Genomic DNA, 19,584 nt, shown 5'->3' on the forward strand with positions numbered 1-19,584 from the left:
AAATGCCGGATCACCACCCGCCGTCAATCGCCCGCTACGTCGCGTCATCGTCATGAACCGGGGCCGCCGGCCCGCCTCGGCGACCAGGTTCGCGATGCCCCAGCGGTTTACGTCCCTTCCCGATGCAGGAACCGCTGGACACGCTCGATGATGGCCGGCCAGTCAGGGCCGAACCAGACAAAGTGCGATGCCGCTCGGCTTTCCACCAGCGTGGCCTGCGGGATGCCGGCGACGAGCGACTCCGCGTGCGCGAACGGCACTCCCCCATCGGTGCGGCTGGCGATGACCACGGCGGGCTGGCGGACATGCGGCGAGAGGTCGGCGACCGCGCGCAGGTCATTGACGAAGCCTCGCCCTGAGCGGAGCGAGCCGAACAATGCCAGGAGCGTTTTCCGGTCGGCCGGCGTGAGGGTCCCGATGACGTGCCGGGCCAGCAATGTCGACAAGCTGCCCATCAGAAGCTGCAGCGCACCCCGTTCGGACCAGCGCATGAGCAGTCGGACAGCGGCCCAGGTACCGGCTTCCACCCCGGGTGCGAACGTCACCCGAGAGCCCAGGCGGACCAGCGGAGCGGGCCACGGCAGCCGGCCGACGGCGCTGATCAGGATCAGCCGCTCGACCAGGTCAGGATGCTTGGCCGCCATGGCGACGGCCGTCGGGCCACCGGCGGAGACACCGACGACCGCCGCAACCCGGGCGATGCCCAGCCGCTCGCACAAGGCCCGCACCACATCGGCATATGCCGCTGGAGAGGGTCCGGCCGAGAGCGGGGTGCGGCCATACCCTGGTCTTGACGGCGCGAGGATCGTGTAGCCCCCGTCGGTGAACATCTGCTCACCCAAGGCCAGACCCGCCCGCATGTGGCCGCCATGGAACAGCAGCACCACCGGGCCGTCACCGCGTTCCAGGCGATATTCGATCGGGCCGCAATCCAGCACGGCCACCGTGGTCGGCCGCTCGACGGTACGCACCGTTCGCCTCCGAACATCAGCCAGCGTTGACATCGCCGACCAGGCTTCCCGGCACTCCGACCCGAGGCTATCCCATGGGCGCCACCCCGGACAGACGCTCGGTGACAGGTTGGAGTCCGGGCCAGTTCGGGCCTTGATCCGTGGGTCACCGGCTTGCGGCGTTGGCCGGGATCGATGCGAGCAGCAGCGCACACATCGATAACGATCTGAACGATCACCGGTTTGAGCAAGCTGCCGGTGGCCAGATAACCGGTGGCGAGCAGCCCCTCGAGCGCGGACCCCCACGCCGGCCACGCCCTGGTACAGGGCGTGCCAGGCCAAAGCTGGCCATCGCCGCGGCGGCCGATATGTACACCGACCGGCCCCCGGTGACCCCGACGGAGATCAGCGGGCCACCACCGGCGGCGGTTGCACAACACGATCGGCAGACCCTGATGGCCGGCGCCCGTTCGGCCGGACGAGTCGCAGGCGGCCTGCGACGATCCGCGCGGAAAGGTTGTCTACGGCAATGTTTGCCTGGTGCAACGGTGGGTAGGCGTGTCTCATGCACTCCCCCGGACATGAGTCTTTGATCTTGTTTGGCCGGCTGTGCCCGGGCTGGGTGCGGCTGGTGGACTTGCGGTGGGCTCGGCTGTTCGGCTACACGTCGGCTGCGCGGAGCGCATCGTGAGCATCACCGAACCAGTACCGGTCGAGCCGGCCCAGCCGGACACGGTCAAAGCGCTCGTGCTGGCCAGCCGGGCCTTCGTGGGCGTCGCGGCCAGGTCGTTCGCGGTCGTCGACCCCGACGTCACTCTGCCGCAGTTCCGTGTCCTGGTCGTGCTGGTCGCGCGCGGCCCGCAACGCAGCAGTGACATCGCCGACGAGTTGCAGGTCAACCCGTCGACCGCGACCCGGATGCTGGACCGGCTGATCCGCAAGGGCCTGGTCCGGCGCAGCCGCTCGGCCAGCGACCGGCGCGCGGTGCAGGTCCGGGCCACCGCGGAGGGTCGGCAGATCGTCGAGCAGACCATGGCGCACCGGCGTGCCGAGCTGCAGCGCATCGTCGAAAACACCTGCGGTCTGTGGCAGCCGGCGGTCGTCACGGCACTGACGACTTTCGCCGAAGCGGCCGGGGAAAACGACGACCAGCAGTGGTGGCTGGGCTGGAACGAGCAGTACTCAGACGCACCTACGGGGGCAGAACGGTGATGATCGCTGTGCGGCCCGGCCGCGACGGGATGCCCGCGCATTGGCAGCTGGTCCACCGCAGCGCCGCAGGTCTAGAGGTGCTCGCCACCGCGCCGATTGCCCGCACTCCGGGGCTCGGCTGGCAGCAGGCGGTGCAGCGGCTACGCGACAGCGACGGCACCCTGCGCGTCACGCCGGCCATGGACGGGTGCTTCCGATGGTCGCTCACGGACTCGGCCGGCGAGGTCATCGCGCAGTCACCGCCCGTCAACGGCGACAGCGGCAGCTGCCGGCACGCGTTCCTGGTGGCTCGCCGCGCCGCCCGCACGGTCCTTGGTGGTGAGGTGCCCGAGCCCGGTCGGTCCACGCAGCCGAACATTCCGATTACTGATTCCGTCAGCTGACCATCGCTGGAGGATTTATGCATGCGCTCACCGTCAAGCCCAGCCGCCCGGGCCGCGCCGGCGTCAACGAGAGTCCCGACCCCGGCAAGCTTCTCGGCGAGAGCGTCGAGAGCCTGGTCAACGCCGCCTGCCCGCTGAGCGGTAAGTCCATCCCTACCCGCGGCGGGGCGAGACCGAGATGACTGTCAGGCCGCGGACCTGCGCCGAGCCGGCGCGCACCTTCACCATGTCCCAGGAGCGTGACGGGGCCATCCTACGCATTGCCCTGACCGGTGACCTCGATCTCTGCGTCGCCGAAGCGGTGGTGGTCTTCGCCGCAAAATCGGCCGTTGTACCGGGCGTCCGCGCCCTCGAGCTTGATCTGCGGGCGGTCTCGTTCCTGGACGCTGCCGGTGTTCGGGCGCTGCTCGGAGTCCAGGCCGCCGTCGGCCGCCGGCGTATCGCCTGCCGGATTACCGGCGCGCACGGGATTGTCGCGCGGGTTCTCCGGATCAGCGGAGTCCAGGCCGCCCCGCCCGGGTGCCCGCCGGCTCAGCGGCCGCCAGCGCCCCGGCCCAGCCGCCGGGCGCGGCGGCACGCCTTGAAACCGAGGAGGTAGTTGTGCGTTCAACAAGCAGGCGGTCCCGGGCTCGATGGGATGTTGACCGGCTGGTCGGCAATGTCCGGACCGGACGGTTTGAGCGCAGCCTGTCGGCGCTGACCGCGGCCGGCGCCCTGGTCACCGCGGCGGAGATCTTCTTCGAGCACGATTCGGCGAGCTTCGGCAACAAGATGATGTGGGTGCCGGTGACGCTGGGTCCGGTCGGCGCGGCCGCCGGCGTCGCGGGCTTCTTCAGCAAGCGGATGGCCAAGACGGTCCTGCCGATCGCGTCCGCCGCCATTGTGCTCAACGGCCTGCAGGGAACCTACCTGCACGCCCGCGGGATCGCGCAGAAGCCGGGCGGCTGGGCCAACGCCCGCTACAACATGGAGATGGGGCCGCCCTTGCTGGCGCCTCTGCTGGTCACCATGGTCGGCGGCATGGGACTGCTCGCGGCGGTGCTACGCCGTGAACGCTGAGCACACCCGATTCCCCGGCTTCGACGTCCCGGCCCAGCACCGGCACTGGGACCCGGTCACCGCGGGCGTCGTGCTCGGCCGGATGAGCAACGTCCGGGACTTCCGGTTCTTCACCCCCGAGGAACAGGCGGTGGCCGCCGTGCTCTGTGACCGGCTGCTCGGGCAGCGCGGCGACGACCGGATCGCCGTCGCCGCCATGATCGACGCCCGGCTGGCCGAGGCGCAGACCGACGGATGGCGATACGCCGACCTGCCGGAGGACGGCCAGGCGTGGCGAGCCACCCTCGCCGCGCTGCAGGACGACGCCCGCCGCGCGCACGGGCAGGATTTCGCCCGCTGTTCGGAGAAGGAGCAGGACGAGCTGATCCAGGCCGTCCAGGACCTCGGTACGCGGCGGTGGCACGGAATGCCCGCGGGACGGGTCTGGAGCCTCTGGACGCGGTACGCGTGCACCGCCTTCTACGCGCACCCGGACATCTGGTCGGAGATCGGCTTCCCGGGGCCCGCCTACCCGCGCGGCTACAAGAACATCGGCGTGGACCGCCGCGACCCGTTCGAGGTGCGCGACGCCCGCCCCGACGAGGACCCGCTGCGATGAGCACGGTACGTGACCGCAACGCCTCCGCCTGGCTGCTGCCCAACGACGGCAGCCGGACCAACCATCGGCTCCGCGCCGACATGCGCCGCTTCGACGACACCGACGAGGTGGACCTGGTCGTCGTCGGCTGCGGCGCCGGCGGCTCCGTGCTGACCCAACGGCTGGCGCGCGGCGGATGGCGGGTGGCGGCGCTGGACGCCGGGCCGTTCTGGGACCCGGACCGCGACTGGGTCAGCGACGAGGCCGGCTCGCACCACCTGTACTGGACCGAGCCACGGGTCATCGACGGCACCGATCCGGTGCCGCTGGGCTCCAACAACTCCGGTCGCGGAGTGGGCGGGTCGATGGTGCACTACGCCGGATACACGCCGCGCTTTCATCCGAGCGACTTCGAGACGTACACCCGCGACCGGGTCGGCGCCGACTGGCCGTTGTCGTACCGGAATCTCCGGCCCTACTACGAGGCGATCGAGCAGGAACTGCCGGTCGCGGGCGAACGGTGGCCCTGGGGCGACCCGCACACCTACCCGCACCGGCCGCACCCGGTCGGCGGCAACGGCGAGATCTTCCTGCGTGGCGCCCGGGCGGCCGGCATCACCGCCAAGGTCGGTCCGGTGGCGATCGCCAACGGCCGCTTCGGCAACCGGCCGCACTGCATCTACCGCGGCTTCTGCCTCCAAGGCTGCAAGGTCAACGCCAAGGCCTCGCCCCTGATCACGCACATCCCGGACGCCCTCGCACACGGTGCGGAGGTCCGCGCCGACTCCATGGTCACCCGGATCGAGGTCGACCAGCGGACCGGACTGGCGACCGGGGTGCACTACGTCCGCGACGGCATCACCCGGTTCCAGCGGGCCCGGATGGTCGCGGTTGCCGGCTACTCGATCGAGACGCCACGGCTGCTGCTCAACTCCGCGTCGGCACGTTTCCCGGACGGCCTGTGCAACGACTTCGACCAGGTCGGCCGGTACCTCATGGTGCAGGGCGCACCGCAGACGGCCGGCCGGTTCGACGCCGAGATCCGGATGTACAAGGCGCCGCCGCCCGAGGTCAGCACCGAGCAGTTCTACGAGACCGACCCGGCCCGGCCCTACAAACGAGGGTTCTCGATCCAGACCGTCTCGCCCCTGCCGATCACCTGGGCCGAGCACGTCGCCGCCCAGGGGCATTGGGGCGACAACCTGCGCCGCTACATGAGCGACTACGTGCACTGGTCCTGCCTGGGCGCGTTGTGCGAGTTCCTGCCCCGGCCGGACAACCGCGTGACGCTGGCCGACGAGAAGGACCGCCACGGCCTGCCGGTCGCCAAGTTCTCCTACAGCCAGGGCGACAACGACCGGCAGCTGATGCGGGCCGCCCAGCAGGTCATGGAGGACATCCTGCACGCCGCGGGCGCCGGCGAGGTGATCACCATCCAGCGGTACGCACATCTGGTCGGCGGCGCTCGGATGGCGGCCGACCCACGGCACGGGGTGGTCGACGCCGACTGCCGCACCTTCGCCGTACCCAACCTGTACATCACCGACGGCAGCGTGCTCCCGACCCAGGGCAGCGCGAACCCGGCTCTGACCATCATGGCCGTCGCCGCGCGAGCCGCCGACCGACTCCGAGGGAGCAACCGATGAGCAAACCCACCGTTGCCGACCACCTGCTCGGCCGCCTCAAGGAATGGGGCGTGGACAAGGTCTTCGCCTACCCCGGCGACGGCATCAACGGCATCCTTGCCGCCTGGGGCCGCGCCGGCGACCAGCCGATGTTCGTGCAGGCGCGGCACGAGGAGATGGCCGCGTTCGAGGCGGTCGGCTACGCGAAGTTCACCGGCAGGTTCGGCGTCTGCATGGCCACCTCCGGGCCCGGCGCGATCCATCTGCTCAACGGCCTGTACGACGCGAAACTCGACCACGTCCCGGTGGTCGCCATCGTCGGGCAGACCGCCCGCTCCGCGATGGGCGGCTCCTACCAGCAGGAGGTCGACCTGCTGAGCCTGTTCAAGGATGTCGCGAGCGAGTACGTGCAGATGGTCACCGTTCCCGAGCAACTGCCAAACGTGCTGGACCGGGCGATCCGCGTGGCGCTCACCGAGCACGCCCCGACGGCCGTCATCATTCCGTCCGACGTGCAGGAGCTCGAGTACTCGGCACCGACCCACGAGTTCAAGATGGTGCCCTCCAGCATCGGCGTCGACTGGCCCACGGCGGTTCCGGACGACGCGGCTCTCGCCCGCGCCGCCGAGGTGCTCAACGCCGGTAGCAAGGTCGCCATCCTGGCCGGGCAGGGCGCCCGCCACGCCCGCGCCGAGGTGGAGCAGATCGCCGAACTGCTCGGCGCCGGGGTGGCCAAGCCGCTGCTGGGCAAGGACGTGCTCGCCGACGACCTGCCCTACGTGACCGGCTCTATCGGGCTGCTCGGCACCCGGCCCAGCTACGAGATGATGATGGACTGCGACACGCTGCTCACCGTCGGCTCCAGCTTCCCGTACACGCAATTCCTGCCGGCCTTCGACCAGGCCCGGGCGGTGCAGATCGACATCGACGGCAAGTACATCGGCATGCGCTACCCGTACGAGGTGAACCTCGTCGGCGACGCCGCCGCGACGCTGCGCGCCCTGATCCCGCTGGTGGGGCGCAAACCGGACCGCGCGTGGCGGGAGACGATCGAGCACAACGTGTCCCGCTGGTGGCAGGTCATGCAGGCCGAGGCCATGGTGGACGCCGACCCGATCAACCCGATGCGGCTGTTCCACGAGCTGTCGCCGCTGCTGCCGGACAACGCCATCGTCACCGCCGACTCCGGCTCCGCGGCCAACTGGTACGCCCGCCAACTACGCTTCCGCGCCGACATGCGCGGTTCCCTCTCCGGCAATCTGGCCACCATGGGACCCGGCGTCCCGTACGGGATCGGTGCGAAGTTCGGCCATCCCGACCGGCCCGTGATCGTCTTCGCCGGCGACGGCGCCATGCAGATGAACGGCCTCGCCGAGCTGATCACCATCAAGCACTACTGGCAGCAGTGGCAGGATCCGCGCCTGATCATCGCCGTGCTGCACAACAACGACCTCAACCAGGTCACCTGGGAGATGCGGGCGATGGAAGGCGCACCCTCGTTCCTGCCCTCCCAGACACTGCCCGACGTGGACTACGCCGCCTTCGCCGCCGGTCTGGGCCTACGCGGCGTCACCGTCGACAAACCCGACCAGATCGCCGACGCCTGGCAGCAGGCCCTCGCCGGAGACCGGCCCACCCTCCTCGACGTGCGCACCGACCCGGACGTGCCGCCCATCCCGCCGCACTCCACCTTCGAGCAGATGAAGGACGCCGCCGGCGCCCTGCTCAAGGGCGACAGCAGCCGCTGGGGCATCATCCGGGAAGGTGCCAAGACCAAAATCCAGGAGTTCCTGCCGCACGAGCACTGACAACCGAACGGCGCCCTGCCAGCACGGTGGGTGTCACCAAGACCGACCGATGGGCTTGAAGCAGATCCAGAACGAGGTCGGCGCCTCCGAGCAGCGGCCGGCCGCCTGCGCCACCACCAAAGCCGGTCGGTTCGAGGTTTAAACGGCCGCTCACCGGGGACGCGACGAGCGCCCCACTTTACCAGCGGAGGAACCGATGTCCGATCAGCCCGCTACCCCGCTGCTGGCGGGCCGCCACGCCGCACGCGATCGGCGCACGGTCGGCTGGGCGGCGGCCGGCCTCACCGCCGCCGGTCTGCTCGCCGGCCTGACCGTGGCGCCGCCGGACGCCATCCAGGGTCAGGCGCAGCGCCTGATGTATCTGCACGTGCCGGCCGCCTGGACCGCGTATCTGGCCTTCTTCGCCGTGCTGATCGCCAGCGGCGGCGTGCTGATCTGGGCCGACCCGCGCTGGGACCGGGCGGCCCGGGCCGCCGCCGAGCTCGGCCTGGCCGCCACCGCGGTGGCCTTCCTGGCCGGTTCGCTGTGGGGCCGTCTCGCCTGGGGCGTGTGGTGGGCCTGGGATCCGCGGATCGTCAGCACGGTCGCCATGTTCCTGGTGTACGCGGCTCAGCTCACCGTGCGCCGCGCGTACGGTGAGCGCCGGGCCGCCTGGCTGGGCGTGGCCGGCTTCGTGATCGTGCCGGTCGCGCACTTCTCGGTGGTCTGGTTCCGCTCGCTGCACCAACCGGCCACGATCCTGGCACCGCGGACCGCCCCACCGATCGACGGCCTGATGCTGACCGCGCTGGTGATCTGCGTCCTCGCCGCCACCGTGACCGCGGGCTGGCTGTTCCTGTGCCGGCTGGCCGTCCTCGAGCGCCGGGCCGGCGTGCCCGAGGTGACGTCCCGGCGCGCGCGGGTGCGGCCGTGACCGCCCGCCGTGCCCGGCTGCTGCTGCTCGGCCTGCTGCTCGCCGGGATGGCGCTGCTGGTCACGGCGGGCTTGCAGCACACGCTGACCTTCTACCGAACGCCGGGTGAGGTGCTCGACGGGGGCCCCGGCCATCGGGTACGCCTCGGCGGGCAGGTGCTGCCCGGCTCGCTGCGCACCGAGAACGGCGCCACCTGGTTCCGGATCGGCGACGGCGCCGCGCAGGTCGACGTCGAGGAGGACGCCGACCTGCCGGGCACGATCCGGGAGGGACAGGACGCCGTGGTCGTGGGCGCGCTCGACGGCCAGGGGGTGTTCCGCTCGGACACGGTGATGGTCAAGCACGGCAATGAATACCGGCCCGCCGAGGCCGCCCGGTGATCGGCCACCTGGGCAGCGTCTGCCTCGCGCTGGGGCTGGTGGCCTCGGTCGGGTCGGCCCTGCTGTGGCTGCGGGTCGCGATCGCCGGTGCGCCCGCCCGGCCGGCCCGGATCGCCGGCTGGGCCACGCTCGGCGCGGCGGCGCTGGCCTGCGGCGCGTTGGAGGCGGCGCTGCTGACGCACGACTTCGGCGTCCGGTACGTGGCCGAGAACGGCGGCCGGGACGTGCCGCTGTATTACACGGTCACCAGCCTGTGGGCCGCCCTGGACGGCTCGCTGCTGCTATGGCTGCTCATCCTGGCCGCCTGCGCGGTCCTGCTCGGGCGCCGGGCGGCCGGACCGGACGAGCTGCGGCCGTGGGCGCTGTCGGTGGTCGGCGTGGTGGCGGTGTTCTTCTTCGCGCTCACCTACTTCGCCGCCAACCCGTTCGCCGCGGTGTCCCCCGCGCCGGCCGACGGTCCCGGGCCGAACCCGCTGCTGCGCGAGCATCCGGCGATGGGGGTGCATCCGCCGCTGCTGTACGCCGGGTACATCGCGCTCGCCGTGCCGTTCGCGTACGGGATCGCCGCCCTGCTGACCGGCCGGAGCGACCGGATCTGGCAAGCGGTGGTGCGCCGGTGGACGCTCGGCGCATGGGCGCTGCTGACCGCCGGGATCACGATGGGCGCCTGGTGGTCGTACGCCGTGCTCGGCTGGGGCGGCTACTGGGCCTGGGACCCGGTGGAGAACGCCTCGCTGATGCCGTGGCTGACCGCGACCGCGCTGCTGCACACGCTGATCGCCGGGCGGCGCACGCCGGCGCTGCGCGCCTGGACGGTCTCGCTGTCCTGCGCGACCTTCCTGCTGGTGCTGACCGGCACGTTCCTGACCCGCTCGGGCGCGGTGGCCAGCGTGCACGCGTTCACCGCCTCGCCGCTGGGCCCGATGCTGCTGGGCTTCCTGCTGCTGTCGGTCACCGCGGTACTCGGGCTCAGCGCGTGGCGCTCCCGGGCCGGGTCGTCCGGTGCGCCCTCGCCGCTGCTGTCGCGGGAGTCGGCGCTGGTCGGCAACGCGGTCCTGCTCGTGGTGATCACCGCGGTCGTGCTGACCGGGACGCTGTTCCCGCTGCTGGCCGAGGCGGTGCAGGGCGGCCAGGCCACCGTCGGCGCCGGCTACTTCAACCGGTCCGCCGTGCCGGTCGCCCTGCTCGTGCTGCTGCTGATGGGGGTGGCGCCGGTGCTGCGGCCGGGCCGGGCCGCCTCGTTACGGCCGCTGCTGGTGCCGGCGATGATCGGGCTGGGCACGGCCGCCGTCGCCGGGCTGCTGAGCCGGCCCGGGATCCTGCCGCTGGCGACGTTCGGGCTGGGCGCGTACGTGCTGGCCGGGCTGGTCGCGGCGGTGCCGCGGCGCCGCGTCGGGTGGCTGTTCGCGCACGGTGGACTGGCGATCGTCGCGGTCGGCGTGGCGGCGTCCTCGGCGTACACGATCGGGGTGGAGCGTCAGTTGCACCCAGGCCAGACGGTCCGGGCGGGTGGTGTCACCGCCCGCCTCGCGGCGGTGGATCCCCGGACGGCGACCGTCCGGCTCGAGCTCTCCGGGGGCGCGAGCGGGGTGAGCGAACCCGCGCTGCGCTACTACCCCGCCCGGGACACGACGGTGAGCGTTCCCAGCATCCGCTCGAGCCCATTGCGCGACGTGTATGCCACCGTGCTCGCGGTGGCCCCGGACGGCAGCGCCGCGACGGTGCGGCTGGCCGTGAACCCGCTGGTCGGCCTGATCTGGGCCGGTGGGGCGCTCGCCGCGCTCGGCGGCGCGCTGTCGGTCCTGCGCCGGCCGGCCCGCCGCAGCCCGGTCCCGGCGGCCGAGCCCGTTGCGGCGGTGAGCACGGCATGAACAAGCGGCTGATCCGGCTCGGCCTCGTCCTGCTGGCAGTGGCCGGGCTCGGCGTCACCCTGGCCGCCGGCCTCCGGTCGACCGGCGGCCGGCGTGACATCCCGCAGGCGCAGCCCCGCGACGAACCGGCCCCGGCCCTGCGCGGCACCACCCTGACCGGCAGCTCGTTCGATCTCGCCCGGCAACACGGAAAGGTGGTGCTGGTCAACGTCTGGGCGTCCTGGTGCGACCCCTGCCGGCAGGAACTGCCCGCGCTCGCGGCGGCCCAGCGGCAGTGGGCCGCCCAGGGCTTCACGGTGGCCGGCATCGACATGCGCGACAACGTGGAATCCGCCCGGCGGATGCTGACCGAGGCCGGCGCGCAGGACCTGACCAGCGTGACCGATCCGCAGGGCGCCGCGGCCGTGGCCTGGGGCGCGCGCGGCGTCCCGGAGTCCTTCCTGGTCGACCGTTCCGGGCGGGTGCGCTGGTGGGTGCAGGGCGAGGTGGACGCCGGATGGCTGCGGCAACAGGTGCCGGAGTTGCTGGGCTCATGAGGGCGCGGCGTTTCCTCCCGTACGCGGTGCTGGTGGTCCTGCTCGCCGGGTTCGGCGCCGCGGCCTGGCGGTCGGCGGCGCCGCGCGCCGAGACCGGCACGAGCATCGCCGCGCAGCTGCTGTGCCCCGCCTGCCAGGGCGAGTCGGTCGCCCAGTCGCAGTCGCCGATGGCCGCCGCGATGCGTGACACCATCGCCGCGCAACTGGCCGAGGGCCGCTCACCCGGCCAGATCCGGCAGTACTTCGTGGACCGGTACGGGACCGGCATCCTCGCCGATCCCCCGCACGGCCGTCTCGGGGCGGTGCTCTGGCTCGTGCCGCTGCTGGTTCTCGGGCTGCTCGGATACCTCGGGTGGCGCGCGCGCCGCACCGCCGGCCCGGCCCGGGCGACGGCCGCCGCACGGCGCTGGTCGCCGCGGTACTGGGACATCGCCGCGGCCGGCCTGGTCGCCATGGTGGCCGTCGTCGCGGTGGCCAGTCCCCGGTCCGCGCCGCCCGCCCCGCCCTCCGGCGCCACGGAGACCGATCTCGGCCGGTCACTGGAGGCGCAGGGCCGCTACGCCGAGGCGGCCGACGTCTACCGGGACGCCGTCACCCGGCAACCGGACGACGACATCCGGCTGCGGCTGGCCTTCGATCTGCTGCGCGCCGATCAGGCCGGCGAGGCGGGCAGGGTGGCCCAGCAGGTGCTGACCGACCGGCCCGCCGACACCCAGGCGCTGCTGCTGCTCGGCCTGGCCCAGCGCGCGACCGGATCGCCCGCGGCGACGACGACCCTGCGCCGGTTCCTGGCGGCGGCCCCGAACGACCCCGCCGCGGCCCAGGTCCGGCGGCTGCTCGCCCCGCGCGGCTAAGCGGCGTACGCGATGGTGGACAGCAGGGCGTTCGCCGCCTGACGCGAGTCCAGCCGGGTGTGCTGGGCGACGATCGGCCGGTCGCTGCGGATGACGCTGGCGTAGTCGGCGTCGCGCGGCACCGGCGGGTCGGTGAGGTCGTTGAAACGCTGATGCAGCGTCCGCCGCGCGGGCACCGTGACCCGCCACGGCCCGAGCGGCTCGGCGTCGGCGAGAAACACCGTGATCTCGACGTGCGCGTCCTCGTCGCCGGTGTTGAGCAGGCAGACGGTCTCGTGGCTGAGCATCTGCGGCTGCGGCCCGGTGGAGGAACCGGGGATGTAGCCCTCCGCGATGACCCAGGTCGTGGCGCCCAGTGGCTCCATAAATTCTTTCCTTTCTCGACGGCGTGCTATTTGCGGCGGCGGGTCACGAACAGCGCGACCCAGATGCCGGCCGCGGCCAGGCGGGCGCCCCAGCCGGGCGGGTGCTCGGGCAGCGGCAGGACCTGCCCGGCCGGCGGCTCGTCCTGCATGACCATTACCCCGGCGTACGCGACCCGGGCCGCCGCGAACGCCTCGTCCCGGCTCAGGTACACCTCGTTGCTGGTCAGCTCCTCGTCCGCCGCCGACCACCGCCAGCGCCAGGTCTCGTCCTCGTTGCGCCACAGGTGGATCGCCGCGTCCGGCGGCGTCGGCTCCGGTGCGCTGGCGGCGTGCCGGGCAAATCCCGTCCGCAGCTCCGCGGCGGTCAGCTCGGCCAAGGTCTGCGCGGTGCCGGCTCGCAGCGCACGGGCTACCACGAAGGCGATAGCGCCCACCACAACCGGCAAGATCAAGACCAGGATCTGCAGGGTACGCAGGATGGTGGCGATCGGCCACGCGGTCAGCCGGGCGAGGATGTCGTCGGCCCCGGCCACCAGCAGGACCGCGAAGAAGGTGAGCGCTCCGGCGCCGACGGCGACCCGCCCCGGCCGGTCCCGGGGCCGTTCGAGCACGTGGTGGAAGTCGCGGTCGCCCGTTGCCCAGCGATCCAGCCACGGCCACGCGTACAGCAGCAGGAAGATCACCGCCCCGAGAACGGCGCCGGGCAGGAACGGCGACGGGACGAGGTGGCCGAAGATGTGGAACTCGACGTTCGGGAACAGTCGCAGGGCGCCGTCGCCCCAGGCCACGTACCAGTCGGGCTGGGCCGGGGAGGTGGCCTGGGCCGGGTGGAACGGCCCGTAGATCCACACCGGGTTGATCTGCACCAGGCCGCCGAGCAGGAAGACCCCCGCGAGGACCGCGGTGGCCAGGCTCAGCGAGCGGGCGGCGTACGCGGGCCACAGCCGGGAGCCGGTGACGTTGGTGTCGGTGCGACCCGGGCCGGGGAACTGGGTGTGCTTCTGCCGGATCAGGATCGCCAGGTGCAGCGAGATCAGCACGGCGAACACGCCGGGCACCAGGAAGACGTGGCTGATGTAGAGCCGCGGGGTGAGCTCCGGCGTGGGGAACTCGCCGCCGAAGGCCAGCAGGGCGATCCATCCGCCGACGATCGGCACCGACAGCACGACCGAGTTGATGATCCGCAGGCCGGTGCCGGAGAGCAGGTCGTCGGGCATCGAGTAACCGGTGAAGCCGTTCAGCAGCGCCAGCGCGAGCATGGTGACCCCGATGAGCCAGTTGATCTCGCGGGGCTTGCGGAAGGCGCCGGTGAAGAAGATCCGCAGCAGGTGCAGCACGATCGCGCCGACGAACAGCAGAGCGGCCCAGTGGTGTGCCTGGCGCATCAGCAGGCCGGCGCGGACATCGAAGCTGAGCCGGACGGTCGAGGCGAAGGCGCTGGACACCTTCGAGCCGTCGAGCGGCTGGTAGGCGCCGTGGTACACCGACTCCGCGGTGCTCGGCTCGAAGAACAGGGTCAGGTACGTCCCGGTGAGCACCAGCGCGATGAAGCAGTACAGCGCGATCTCGCCGAGCATGAACGTCCAGTGGTCGGGGAAGACCTTGGCGAGCGCGGTCCGGCCCAGCGACGTGGTGCCCAGCCGCGCGTCCAGCTGCCGGTAGAGCCGCCGCGTGATCATGTGCGACTCCAGAAGCCGGCTCCGGGCGGCCCGGTGAAGTCGCCGGTGGCGCGCAGATAGCCCTGCTCGTCGACCTCGATCGGCAGGCCGGGCAGCGGCCGCGCGGCCGGCCCGGCGATCGGTTTCGCGCCGGCCTTGAGGTTGAAGGCGGACTGGTGGCACGGGCAGAGCAGGTGGCCGGTGCTCTGCTCGTACAGGGCGACCGGGCAGCCGGCGTGGGTGCACAGCAGCGAGTAGGCGACCGGGTTGCCGTCGATCCGGACCACGAAGGCGGGGGCGTCGCCGTCGCGGGCGTGCCCCTCGGGGACCACGATCTGGATGTTCTCGGCGGTGACGTCGGCCGCGCGGACCGGGACGCCGTCCGGGGTGACCAGCCGCAGGCCGCCGGTTTGCCACGCGGTGTGCCGCAGCTGGGTGACCGGGTCGGGCCGGCGGAACGAGAGCAGCGAACGCAGGGGGAACAGCGCCGCCACCGCGATCGAGCCGGCCGCCAGCACCAGCATGCCGACCAGCCCGCGCCGGTGGATCGGGCTCTGCGGGCCGCCGGCCGCCTCGGCCAGCAGCTGCCGCTGCCGGGTGGGCGCGCTCAACGGCGGCCGCTGTTCGACGAACCCGCCGCTGGGAAGCAGGTGCCGGCCCCACAGGAACAGCCCGGCGGCCAGGCCGGCGAACGCGACGCCCAGGCCGAGGCCGAGCAGTTGGGTGTTGCCGCCCAGGCCGTACGCGACCGCGAAGCCGGCCGCGCCGAGCACCGTCACACCGAACGCGATCTTGATGCCGCGGACCAGTCCGCGCTCGCCGCCCATGGGTCCCGGGTCGTCGCCGCTCATCCGGCCCTCCTCCCCCGCCGGTGGGCCGGCCGGAAGCCGTTCATCCGGCCCTCCTTCCCAGCCGCCGGGCCAGCAGCACGACCGCGCCCAGCCCGAGCGCCAGGGCGACCGCGCCCTCGGTGAGCGGCCCGAGCCGGCCCAGCCGCCAGCCGCCGCGATCGAGGTTGCCGTCGTGGTTCTGCAGCACGCCGACGTACCCGGCGATGTTGTCGATGTCGGCGCCGGACAGCTCGCCCGGCAGGAACGCCGGCATCAGCCCGGGCCCGACCCGGATCGCCTCACCGATCTGGGTCGGCGTCGCCCGGTACAGCGACGGGGCGACGTGCCCGTTGCTGAGCGTCGCGCCCACGCCGGCCGCCGAGTGGCAGGCCGAGCAGTACGTCAGGTAGAGCTCTCGCCCGCTGCGCGTGTCGCCCGGCCGCACCACCGGGATCGGGACGCCGCCGCCGGGCGGGAAGGTGCCGACCTGCTGGACCAGCGCGTCGATCTCGGCCGGGGAGAACACCGGTATCCGGTGGACCTCCTGGTTCTGCCCGGTCCGCAGCGGCATCCGGCCGGTGCTGAGCTGGAAGTCGACGTCGGCGGGCGCGACGCCGGTCAGGGCCGGCCCGCGCGTGGTGCCCTCGCCCTGCATGCCGTGGCAGCTGGAACAGCTCTGCTGATAAAGCTCCCAGCCGGGCGCCTGGGCAGCCGTCGACGGCGCGGGTGAGGCTGTCGACGGCGCAGAGGAGGCCGTCGGCGGCGCGGGTGCGGGCGGCGCCGTCAGCGGCAGGCCGAGCACGCCCAGCCCGGCCGCCGCGGCGAACAGCCGGCGACGGATGCTTCTCATGTGGGTACCTCCTCCGCCGGTAGCAGGTCGCGGGCCGCCGGCAGCCTCCGCTCGAGGCCGCTCATCCAGCGCAGGAACAGCACGACCGCGGCGAGCAGCATCAGCACGTCCATCGGCACCCACATGACCAGCCCGGCCAGCTGCTGGTCGGCCAGCGGCACGCCCGGATAGATCGGCTGCGCCGCCAGCGTCAGCACCGCGCCCAGCGCGGCGGCCGGCATGCCGGAGGCGAACAGCAGTAGCAGGCCGACCGGCGGGCTCAGCCGGTACGCCCGGGCGCCGACCACCGTGGACCAGAGCACCCAGGAGACCGCCACCAGGCTCAGATGTTCCAGGCCGTGCACGGCCACGTTGCGCTCCACCCACACGTACGGCGAGGGCAGGTGCCAGAACCACAGCACGACGGTGTAGAAGCCGGCGGTCAGCAGGGCGGTGTTCATCGGCCGGCGCAACCACCGGCCCCGGAAACGCAGCCGGGCCACCGCCGCCCGGATCCGGCGCGGCGCGGCGACCAGCAGCGGCAGCGCGGCCCCGCCCGCGGCCAGCAGCGGGCCGCCGACCAGCATGAGCAGCATGTGCTGGGCCATGTGCCCGGCGGCCGAGCGCTCGGCCGCCTCGTGCACCGGCCCCTGCTGCGCGACGAGCAGGGTCAGCAGTCCCAGCCCGAAGGCCGCCGCCCGCCATCGCGGCACCACCGCGCCGGCGCCGCGCCGTGCCCACAGTTCGTGGACGCCGCGCCCGTAGGCGGCGGCGAGCCCGGCGACGGTGAGGACGCCCAGCAGGTCGGCCCATCGCTGGGCGCCGGTCAGCGCTGACATGGCGACAGCACCAGGACCGCGGCCCCACCGGCCACGATGATCGAGAAGAAGAGGGCGTTCGCGCACAGGCCGACCAGCGCGACCATCCCGGCGCGCTCCATCCGGGGGTCGTCGGCCGAGCGTCGGGCCGCGTTCGCCTGCCGCCAGGCCCGCCAGGCCACGGCCAGCGCGGCGAGGGTGACCAGCGCGGGCAGCACCACCCCGGCGCCGATCACCGCGCGCAGCGGGATCCCCTGGATGCTGGTCCGGCCGGTCTGGCAGGTCAGCTCGTCGGAGCCCCACGCGACGAACAGGTGCACCGCCCACGAGACGGCGCCGCCGAGCGCGCCGAACCACATCAGCAGCCCGCCGAGCCGGCGGGTTTCCTGGTTGGTCTGCGTGCTCATCACAGCCTCGGGGACAGGTAGAGGGAAATGAAGATCGCGACCCAGACCAGGTCGACGAAGTGCCAGTAGATGGCGGTGAGCCGGACCCGCTCGTGCCGGCGGTAGCCGAAGCTGCCGCGCAGCGAGGCGGCCAGCAGCCAGCCGACCATCAGCAGCCCGACGAAGACGTGGAAGCCGTGGAAGGTGGTGATGCCGAAGAACAGCGAGCTGTACGCGTCCGTGGTGAACGTGTGCTTGTGCAGGTCCTCGGCGTACTCCCAGACCTGCCCGAGCAGGAAGGTGGTGCCCATCAGCAGGGTGAGCAGCAGGCCGACGCGCAGCCGCCAGCGCTGGCCCTTGCGGATGCCGCGCTCGGCCCACATCACCGGCAGGCTGCTGGGCAGCAGCACCGCGGTCATCACCCAGATCTTCATCAGCTTGGGGTCCTCGCCCGGCGGCGGCGGCCACTGCGGCCCGGACTGGAACCGGATGTAGAAATAGCTGCCCAGCGCGGCCGCGAAGAACGTGGCCTCGGTGGTGACGAACAGGACCATCCCCCACCAGCCGGTGGTCCGGCCGGACGGAATCTCGGTGGTGATCGCCGGCGCCTCGGTGGCCTCGCGTACGGCCGTCATGGTGTTGTCGCTCCCGCCTGCTGCGGCGTCCGCTCGGGCGGCCACAGCCAGTGCGCCATCGAGCCGAACATGATCAGGCCGCCGATCACGGCCACCCAGTACCAGGCCCAGAGCAGGCCGAGCACGACGACGAGGATGCCGAGCGCGGTCACCAGCGGGGTCAGCGACTCCTCGGGCATCTCCATGTCCCGCTCGTGCCGCCCGTCGAGCTCGCTTGTCTGCATCGCCTTGTGCCCGGCGAGCACCTCGCCCCCGGCCAGCTCGGCCAGGGTGCGCTCGTCCCACATCGGATGCACGCTGTGCACCTCGGGGATCACCGCGAAGTTGTACGGCCGCGGCGGCGAGCTGGTCCCCCACTCAAGGGTGTCGCCGCCCCACGGGTCGTCCGGCGCCGGCGCGCCCCGCCGGATCGCCAGCACCACCGACAGCAGCACCAGGAACAGCCCGACCGCCAGGACGTACGACCCGATCGTGGAGATCAGGTTCCACAGGTCCCAGCCCAGATCGCCGGGGTACGTGTAGATCCGCCGCGGCATGCCCAGCAGCCCGGAGACGTGCATCGGCATGAACGTCACGTTGAACCCGGTGAACACCAGCCAGAACGCCCACTTGCCGAGCCGCTCGCTGAACATCCGCCCGGTGAACTTGGGCAGCCAGTAGTAGACCCCGGCGATCATCGGGAACACCGCGCCGCCGAACAGCACGTAGTGGAAGTGCGCCACCACGAAGTACGAGTCGGTGACCTGCTGGTCGAACGCGGTGATCGCGAACATCACCCCGGTGAACCCGCCGAGCACGAACGTCACGATGAACCCGACGACGAACAGGAACGGCGTGCCGGCCCGGATACGCCCGCGCAGCATCGTGAACAGCCAGGCGAAGATCTGGATGCCGGACGGAATGGTGATCAGCGTGCTGGCCGCGCTGAAGAAACTGTAGGACAGCTGCGGCAGCCCGGTCGCGAACATGTGGTGCACCCACACGCCGAACGAGATGATCGAGATGGTGACGATCGACAAAACCATCAGGGGGTACGCGACGACACCGCGCCGGCAGAACGCGGGCAGGATAGCGGACACCATGCCGAGCGCGGGCATCACGATGATGTAGACGTCCGGATGCCCGAAGATCCAGAACAGGTGCTGCCACAGCAGCGCGCTGCCGCCGTGGGTGGTGTCGAAGAAGTGCGCGCCGAAGCGCCGGTCGGTGAACAGCATCGCGTTGGCCACGTTCAGCGCGGGCAGTGCGAAGATCACCATGAACGAGGTGGCGACGATGGCCCAGACGAACAGCGGAACCCGGTTCAGCGACATCCCCGGAGCGCGCATCTTGAGCGCGGTGACGATGAAATTGATCGCCCCGGCCGTGGTCGAGACGCCCAGGAAGAGCAGCCCGAGCGCGTACACGTCGAGGTTGTGACCCATCGAGTAGGGGTGGTCGGTGAGCGGCGTGTAGGCGAACCAGCCGGCGTCCGGCGCCGCCTTGACGAACTCGCTGCCGAACATCACCACGCCGGCGAAGGCGAACACCCAGTAACCGAACGCGTTGAGCCGCGGGAAGGCCATGTCCCGGGCGCCGATCATCAGCGGCACCAGGAAGTTGCCGAAGCCGAAGAACATCGGCGTCGCGAAGAAGAAGATCATCACGGTGCCGTGCATGGTGAACAGCTGGTCGTACTCCTCGGGGCTGAGCAGCTTGCGGTTCGGCCCGGCCAGCTGGGTCCGCAGGATCAGCGCGTTGATCCCGGCGATGATGAAGAAGACGCCCGCGGTGACCATGTAGCGGCGGCCGATGCGCTTGTGGTCCACCGTGGCGAACCAACTGTGCAGCGAGGGCCGTTCGCCCCAGTCCTGCTCCAGCTCGGCGATCTCGGTAGCTGTCATCCGGGCCGCCCT

The 19,584-nt window shown here is 72.0% G+C and carries 22 protein-coding genes; 13 read left to right on the forward strand and 9 right to left on the reverse strand.

All coding sequences use genetic code 11. The features are described 5' to 3' along the window. Positions 1-107: 107 nt before the first annotated feature. On the reverse strand, positions 108-971 hold the full coding sequence (locus ODJ79_RS41710; protein ID WP_263029251.1) for an alpha/beta fold hydrolase: 864 nt from the start codon (positions 969-971) through the stop codon (positions 108-110). A 666-nt stretch (positions 972-1,637) separates the two neighbouring features. Between ODJ79_RS41710 and ODJ79_RS41715 the strand changes: the two genes are divergently transcribed. The 13 genes from ODJ79_RS41715 to ODJ79_RS41775 all read left to right on the forward strand — a co-directional run bounded on the left by ODJ79_RS41715 (position 1,638) and on the right by ODJ79_RS41775 (position 12,168). Then, a complete protein-coding gene (locus ODJ79_RS41715; RefSeq protein WP_263029252.1) occupies positions 1,638-2,162 on the forward strand; it encodes a MarR family winged helix-turn-helix transcriptional regulator in 525 nt (174 codons plus the stop codon). After that, positions 2,162-2,545, forward strand: coding sequence for a hypothetical protein (locus ODJ79_RS41720; protein ID WP_263029253.1), 384 nt, complete (start codon positions 2,162-2,164; stop codon positions 2,543-2,545). Before ODJ79_RS41715 ends, ODJ79_RS41720 begins: the two co-directional genes overlap by 1 nt. Positions 2,546-2,562: 17 nt before the next feature. Then, a complete protein-coding gene (locus ODJ79_RS41725; protein ID WP_263029254.1) occupies positions 2,563-2,727 on the forward strand; it encodes a hypothetical protein in 165 nt (54 codons plus the stop codon). A 44-nt stretch (positions 2,728-2,771) separates the two neighbouring features. Further along, on the forward strand, positions 2,772-3,143 hold the full coding sequence (locus ODJ79_RS47335) for an STAS domain-containing protein (protein ID WP_411267426.1): 372 nt from the start codon (positions 2,772-2,774) through the stop codon (positions 3,141-3,143). Between the two features lie 2 nt (positions 3,144-3,145). Beyond that, the gene (locus ODJ79_RS41735; RefSeq protein WP_263029256.1) at positions 3,146-3,604 is read left to right on the forward strand and encodes a hypothetical protein; all 459 of its coding nucleotides are present in this window, start codon (positions 3,146-3,148) and stop codon (positions 3,602-3,604) included. Next, positions 3,594-4,202 (forward strand): gluconate 2-dehydrogenase subunit 3 family protein, encoded by a 609-nt coding sequence (locus ODJ79_RS41740; protein WP_263029257.1) that lies wholly within the window; start codon positions 3,594-3,596, stop codon positions 4,200-4,202. The genes ODJ79_RS41735 and ODJ79_RS41740 overlap by 11 nt, the downstream gene beginning before the upstream one ends. Next, positions 4,199-5,827: a GMC family oxidoreductase gene (locus ODJ79_RS41745; RefSeq protein WP_263029258.1), complete on the forward strand. Its 1,629-nt coding sequence runs from the start codon at positions 4,199-4,201 to the stop codon at positions 5,825-5,827. The genes ODJ79_RS41740 and ODJ79_RS41745 overlap by 4 nt, the downstream gene beginning before the upstream one ends. Then, positions 5,824-7,614, forward strand: coding sequence for a thiamine pyrophosphate-requiring protein (locus ODJ79_RS41750; protein WP_263029259.1), 1,791 nt, complete (start codon positions 5,824-5,826; stop codon positions 7,612-7,614). The genes ODJ79_RS41745 and ODJ79_RS41750 overlap by 4 nt, the downstream gene beginning before the upstream one ends. A gap of 196 nt (positions 7,615-7,810) precedes the next feature. Next, complete coding sequence (locus tag ODJ79_RS41755; RefSeq protein WP_263029260.1) at positions 7,811-8,527, forward strand: cytochrome c biogenesis protein; 717 nt, start codon at positions 7,811-7,813, stop codon at positions 8,525-8,527. Continuing rightward, positions 8,524-8,907 carry a cytochrome c maturation protein CcmE gene (locus ODJ79_RS41760; protein WP_263029261.1) on the forward strand — a complete coding sequence of 128 codons (384 nt, stop codon included), beginning with the start codon at positions 8,524-8,526 and terminating at the stop codon, positions 8,905-8,907. The genes ODJ79_RS41755 and ODJ79_RS41760 overlap by 4 nt, the downstream gene beginning before the upstream one ends. Next, positions 8,904-10,778 carry a heme lyase CcmF/NrfE family subunit gene (locus tag ODJ79_RS41765; RefSeq protein ID WP_263029262.1) on the forward strand — a complete coding sequence of 625 codons (1,875 nt, stop codon included), beginning with the start codon at positions 8,904-8,906 and terminating at the stop codon, positions 10,776-10,778. Before ODJ79_RS41760 ends, ODJ79_RS41765 begins: the two co-directional genes overlap by 4 nt. Beyond that, entirely contained in the window at positions 10,775-11,314 is a 540-nt protein-coding gene (locus ODJ79_RS41770) for a TlpA family protein disulfide reductase (protein WP_263029263.1), read from the forward strand. Before ODJ79_RS41765 ends, ODJ79_RS41770 begins: the two co-directional genes overlap by 4 nt. Further along, positions 11,311-12,168 (forward strand): cytochrome c-type biogenesis protein CcmH, encoded by an 858-nt coding sequence (locus ODJ79_RS41775; protein ID WP_263029264.1) that lies wholly within the window; start codon positions 11,311-11,313, stop codon positions 12,166-12,168. Before ODJ79_RS41770 ends, ODJ79_RS41775 begins: the two co-directional genes overlap by 4 nt. Here the strand turns inward: ODJ79_RS41775 and ODJ79_RS41780 are convergent. Genes ODJ79_RS41780 through ctaD form a run of 8 tightly spaced genes read right to left on the reverse strand, consistent with a single transcriptional unit; the run spans position 12,165 to position 19,572 of the window. After that, complete coding sequence (locus ODJ79_RS41780) at positions 12,165-12,533, reverse strand: sensory rhodopsin transducer (RefSeq protein ID WP_263029265.1); 369 nt, start codon at positions 12,531-12,533, stop codon at positions 12,165-12,167. The two genes, ODJ79_RS41775 and ODJ79_RS41780, sit on opposite strands and share 4 nt — an antisense overlap. A 26-nt stretch (positions 12,534-12,559) precedes the next feature. Further along, on the reverse strand, positions 12,560-14,212 hold the full coding sequence (locus tag ODJ79_RS41785) for a cytochrome b (RefSeq protein WP_263029266.1): 1,653 nt from the start codon (positions 14,210-14,212) through the stop codon (positions 12,560-12,562). Beyond that, the gene (locus ODJ79_RS41790) at positions 14,209-15,042 is read right to left on the reverse strand and encodes a ubiquinol-cytochrome c reductase iron-sulfur subunit (RefSeq protein WP_263029267.1); all 834 of its coding nucleotides are present in this window, start codon (positions 15,040-15,042) and stop codon (positions 14,209-14,211) included. Before ODJ79_RS41790 ends, ODJ79_RS41785 begins: the two co-directional genes overlap by 4 nt. A 40-nt stretch (positions 15,043-15,082) precedes the next feature. Further along, positions 15,083-15,871, reverse strand: a complete 789-nt coding sequence (locus tag ODJ79_RS41795; RefSeq protein ID WP_263029268.1) for a c-type cytochrome — start codon at positions 15,869-15,871, stop codon at positions 15,083-15,085. Continuing rightward, positions 15,868-16,689, reverse strand: coding sequence for a cytochrome c oxidase assembly protein (locus ODJ79_RS41800; RefSeq protein WP_263029269.1), 822 nt, complete (start codon positions 16,687-16,689; stop codon positions 15,868-15,870). The genes ODJ79_RS41795 and ODJ79_RS41800 overlap by 4 nt, the downstream gene beginning before the upstream one ends. Continuing rightward, a complete protein-coding gene (locus tag ODJ79_RS41805) occupies positions 16,677-17,075 on the reverse strand; it encodes a hypothetical protein (protein ID WP_263029270.1) in 399 nt (132 codons plus the stop codon). Before ODJ79_RS41805 ends, ODJ79_RS41800 begins: the two co-directional genes overlap by 13 nt. Continuing rightward, positions 17,075-17,689 carry a heme-copper oxidase subunit III gene (locus ODJ79_RS41810; protein WP_263029271.1) on the reverse strand — a complete coding sequence of 205 codons (615 nt, stop codon included), beginning with the start codon at positions 17,687-17,689 and terminating at the stop codon, positions 17,075-17,077. The genes ODJ79_RS41805 and ODJ79_RS41810 overlap by 1 nt, the downstream gene beginning before the upstream one ends. Continuing rightward, complete coding sequence (ctaD, locus tag ODJ79_RS41815; protein ID WP_263029272.1) at positions 17,686-19,572, reverse strand: cytochrome c oxidase subunit I; 1,887 nt, start codon at positions 19,570-19,572, stop codon at positions 17,686-17,688. Before ctaD ends, ODJ79_RS41810 begins: the two co-directional genes overlap by 4 nt. Positions 19,573-19,584 lie beyond the last annotated feature (12 nt).

The organism is Actinoplanes sp. KI2 (genome assembly GCF_025630775.1).
GTDB lineage: Bacteria > Actinomycetota > Actinomycetes > Mycobacteriales > Micromonosporaceae > Actinoplanes.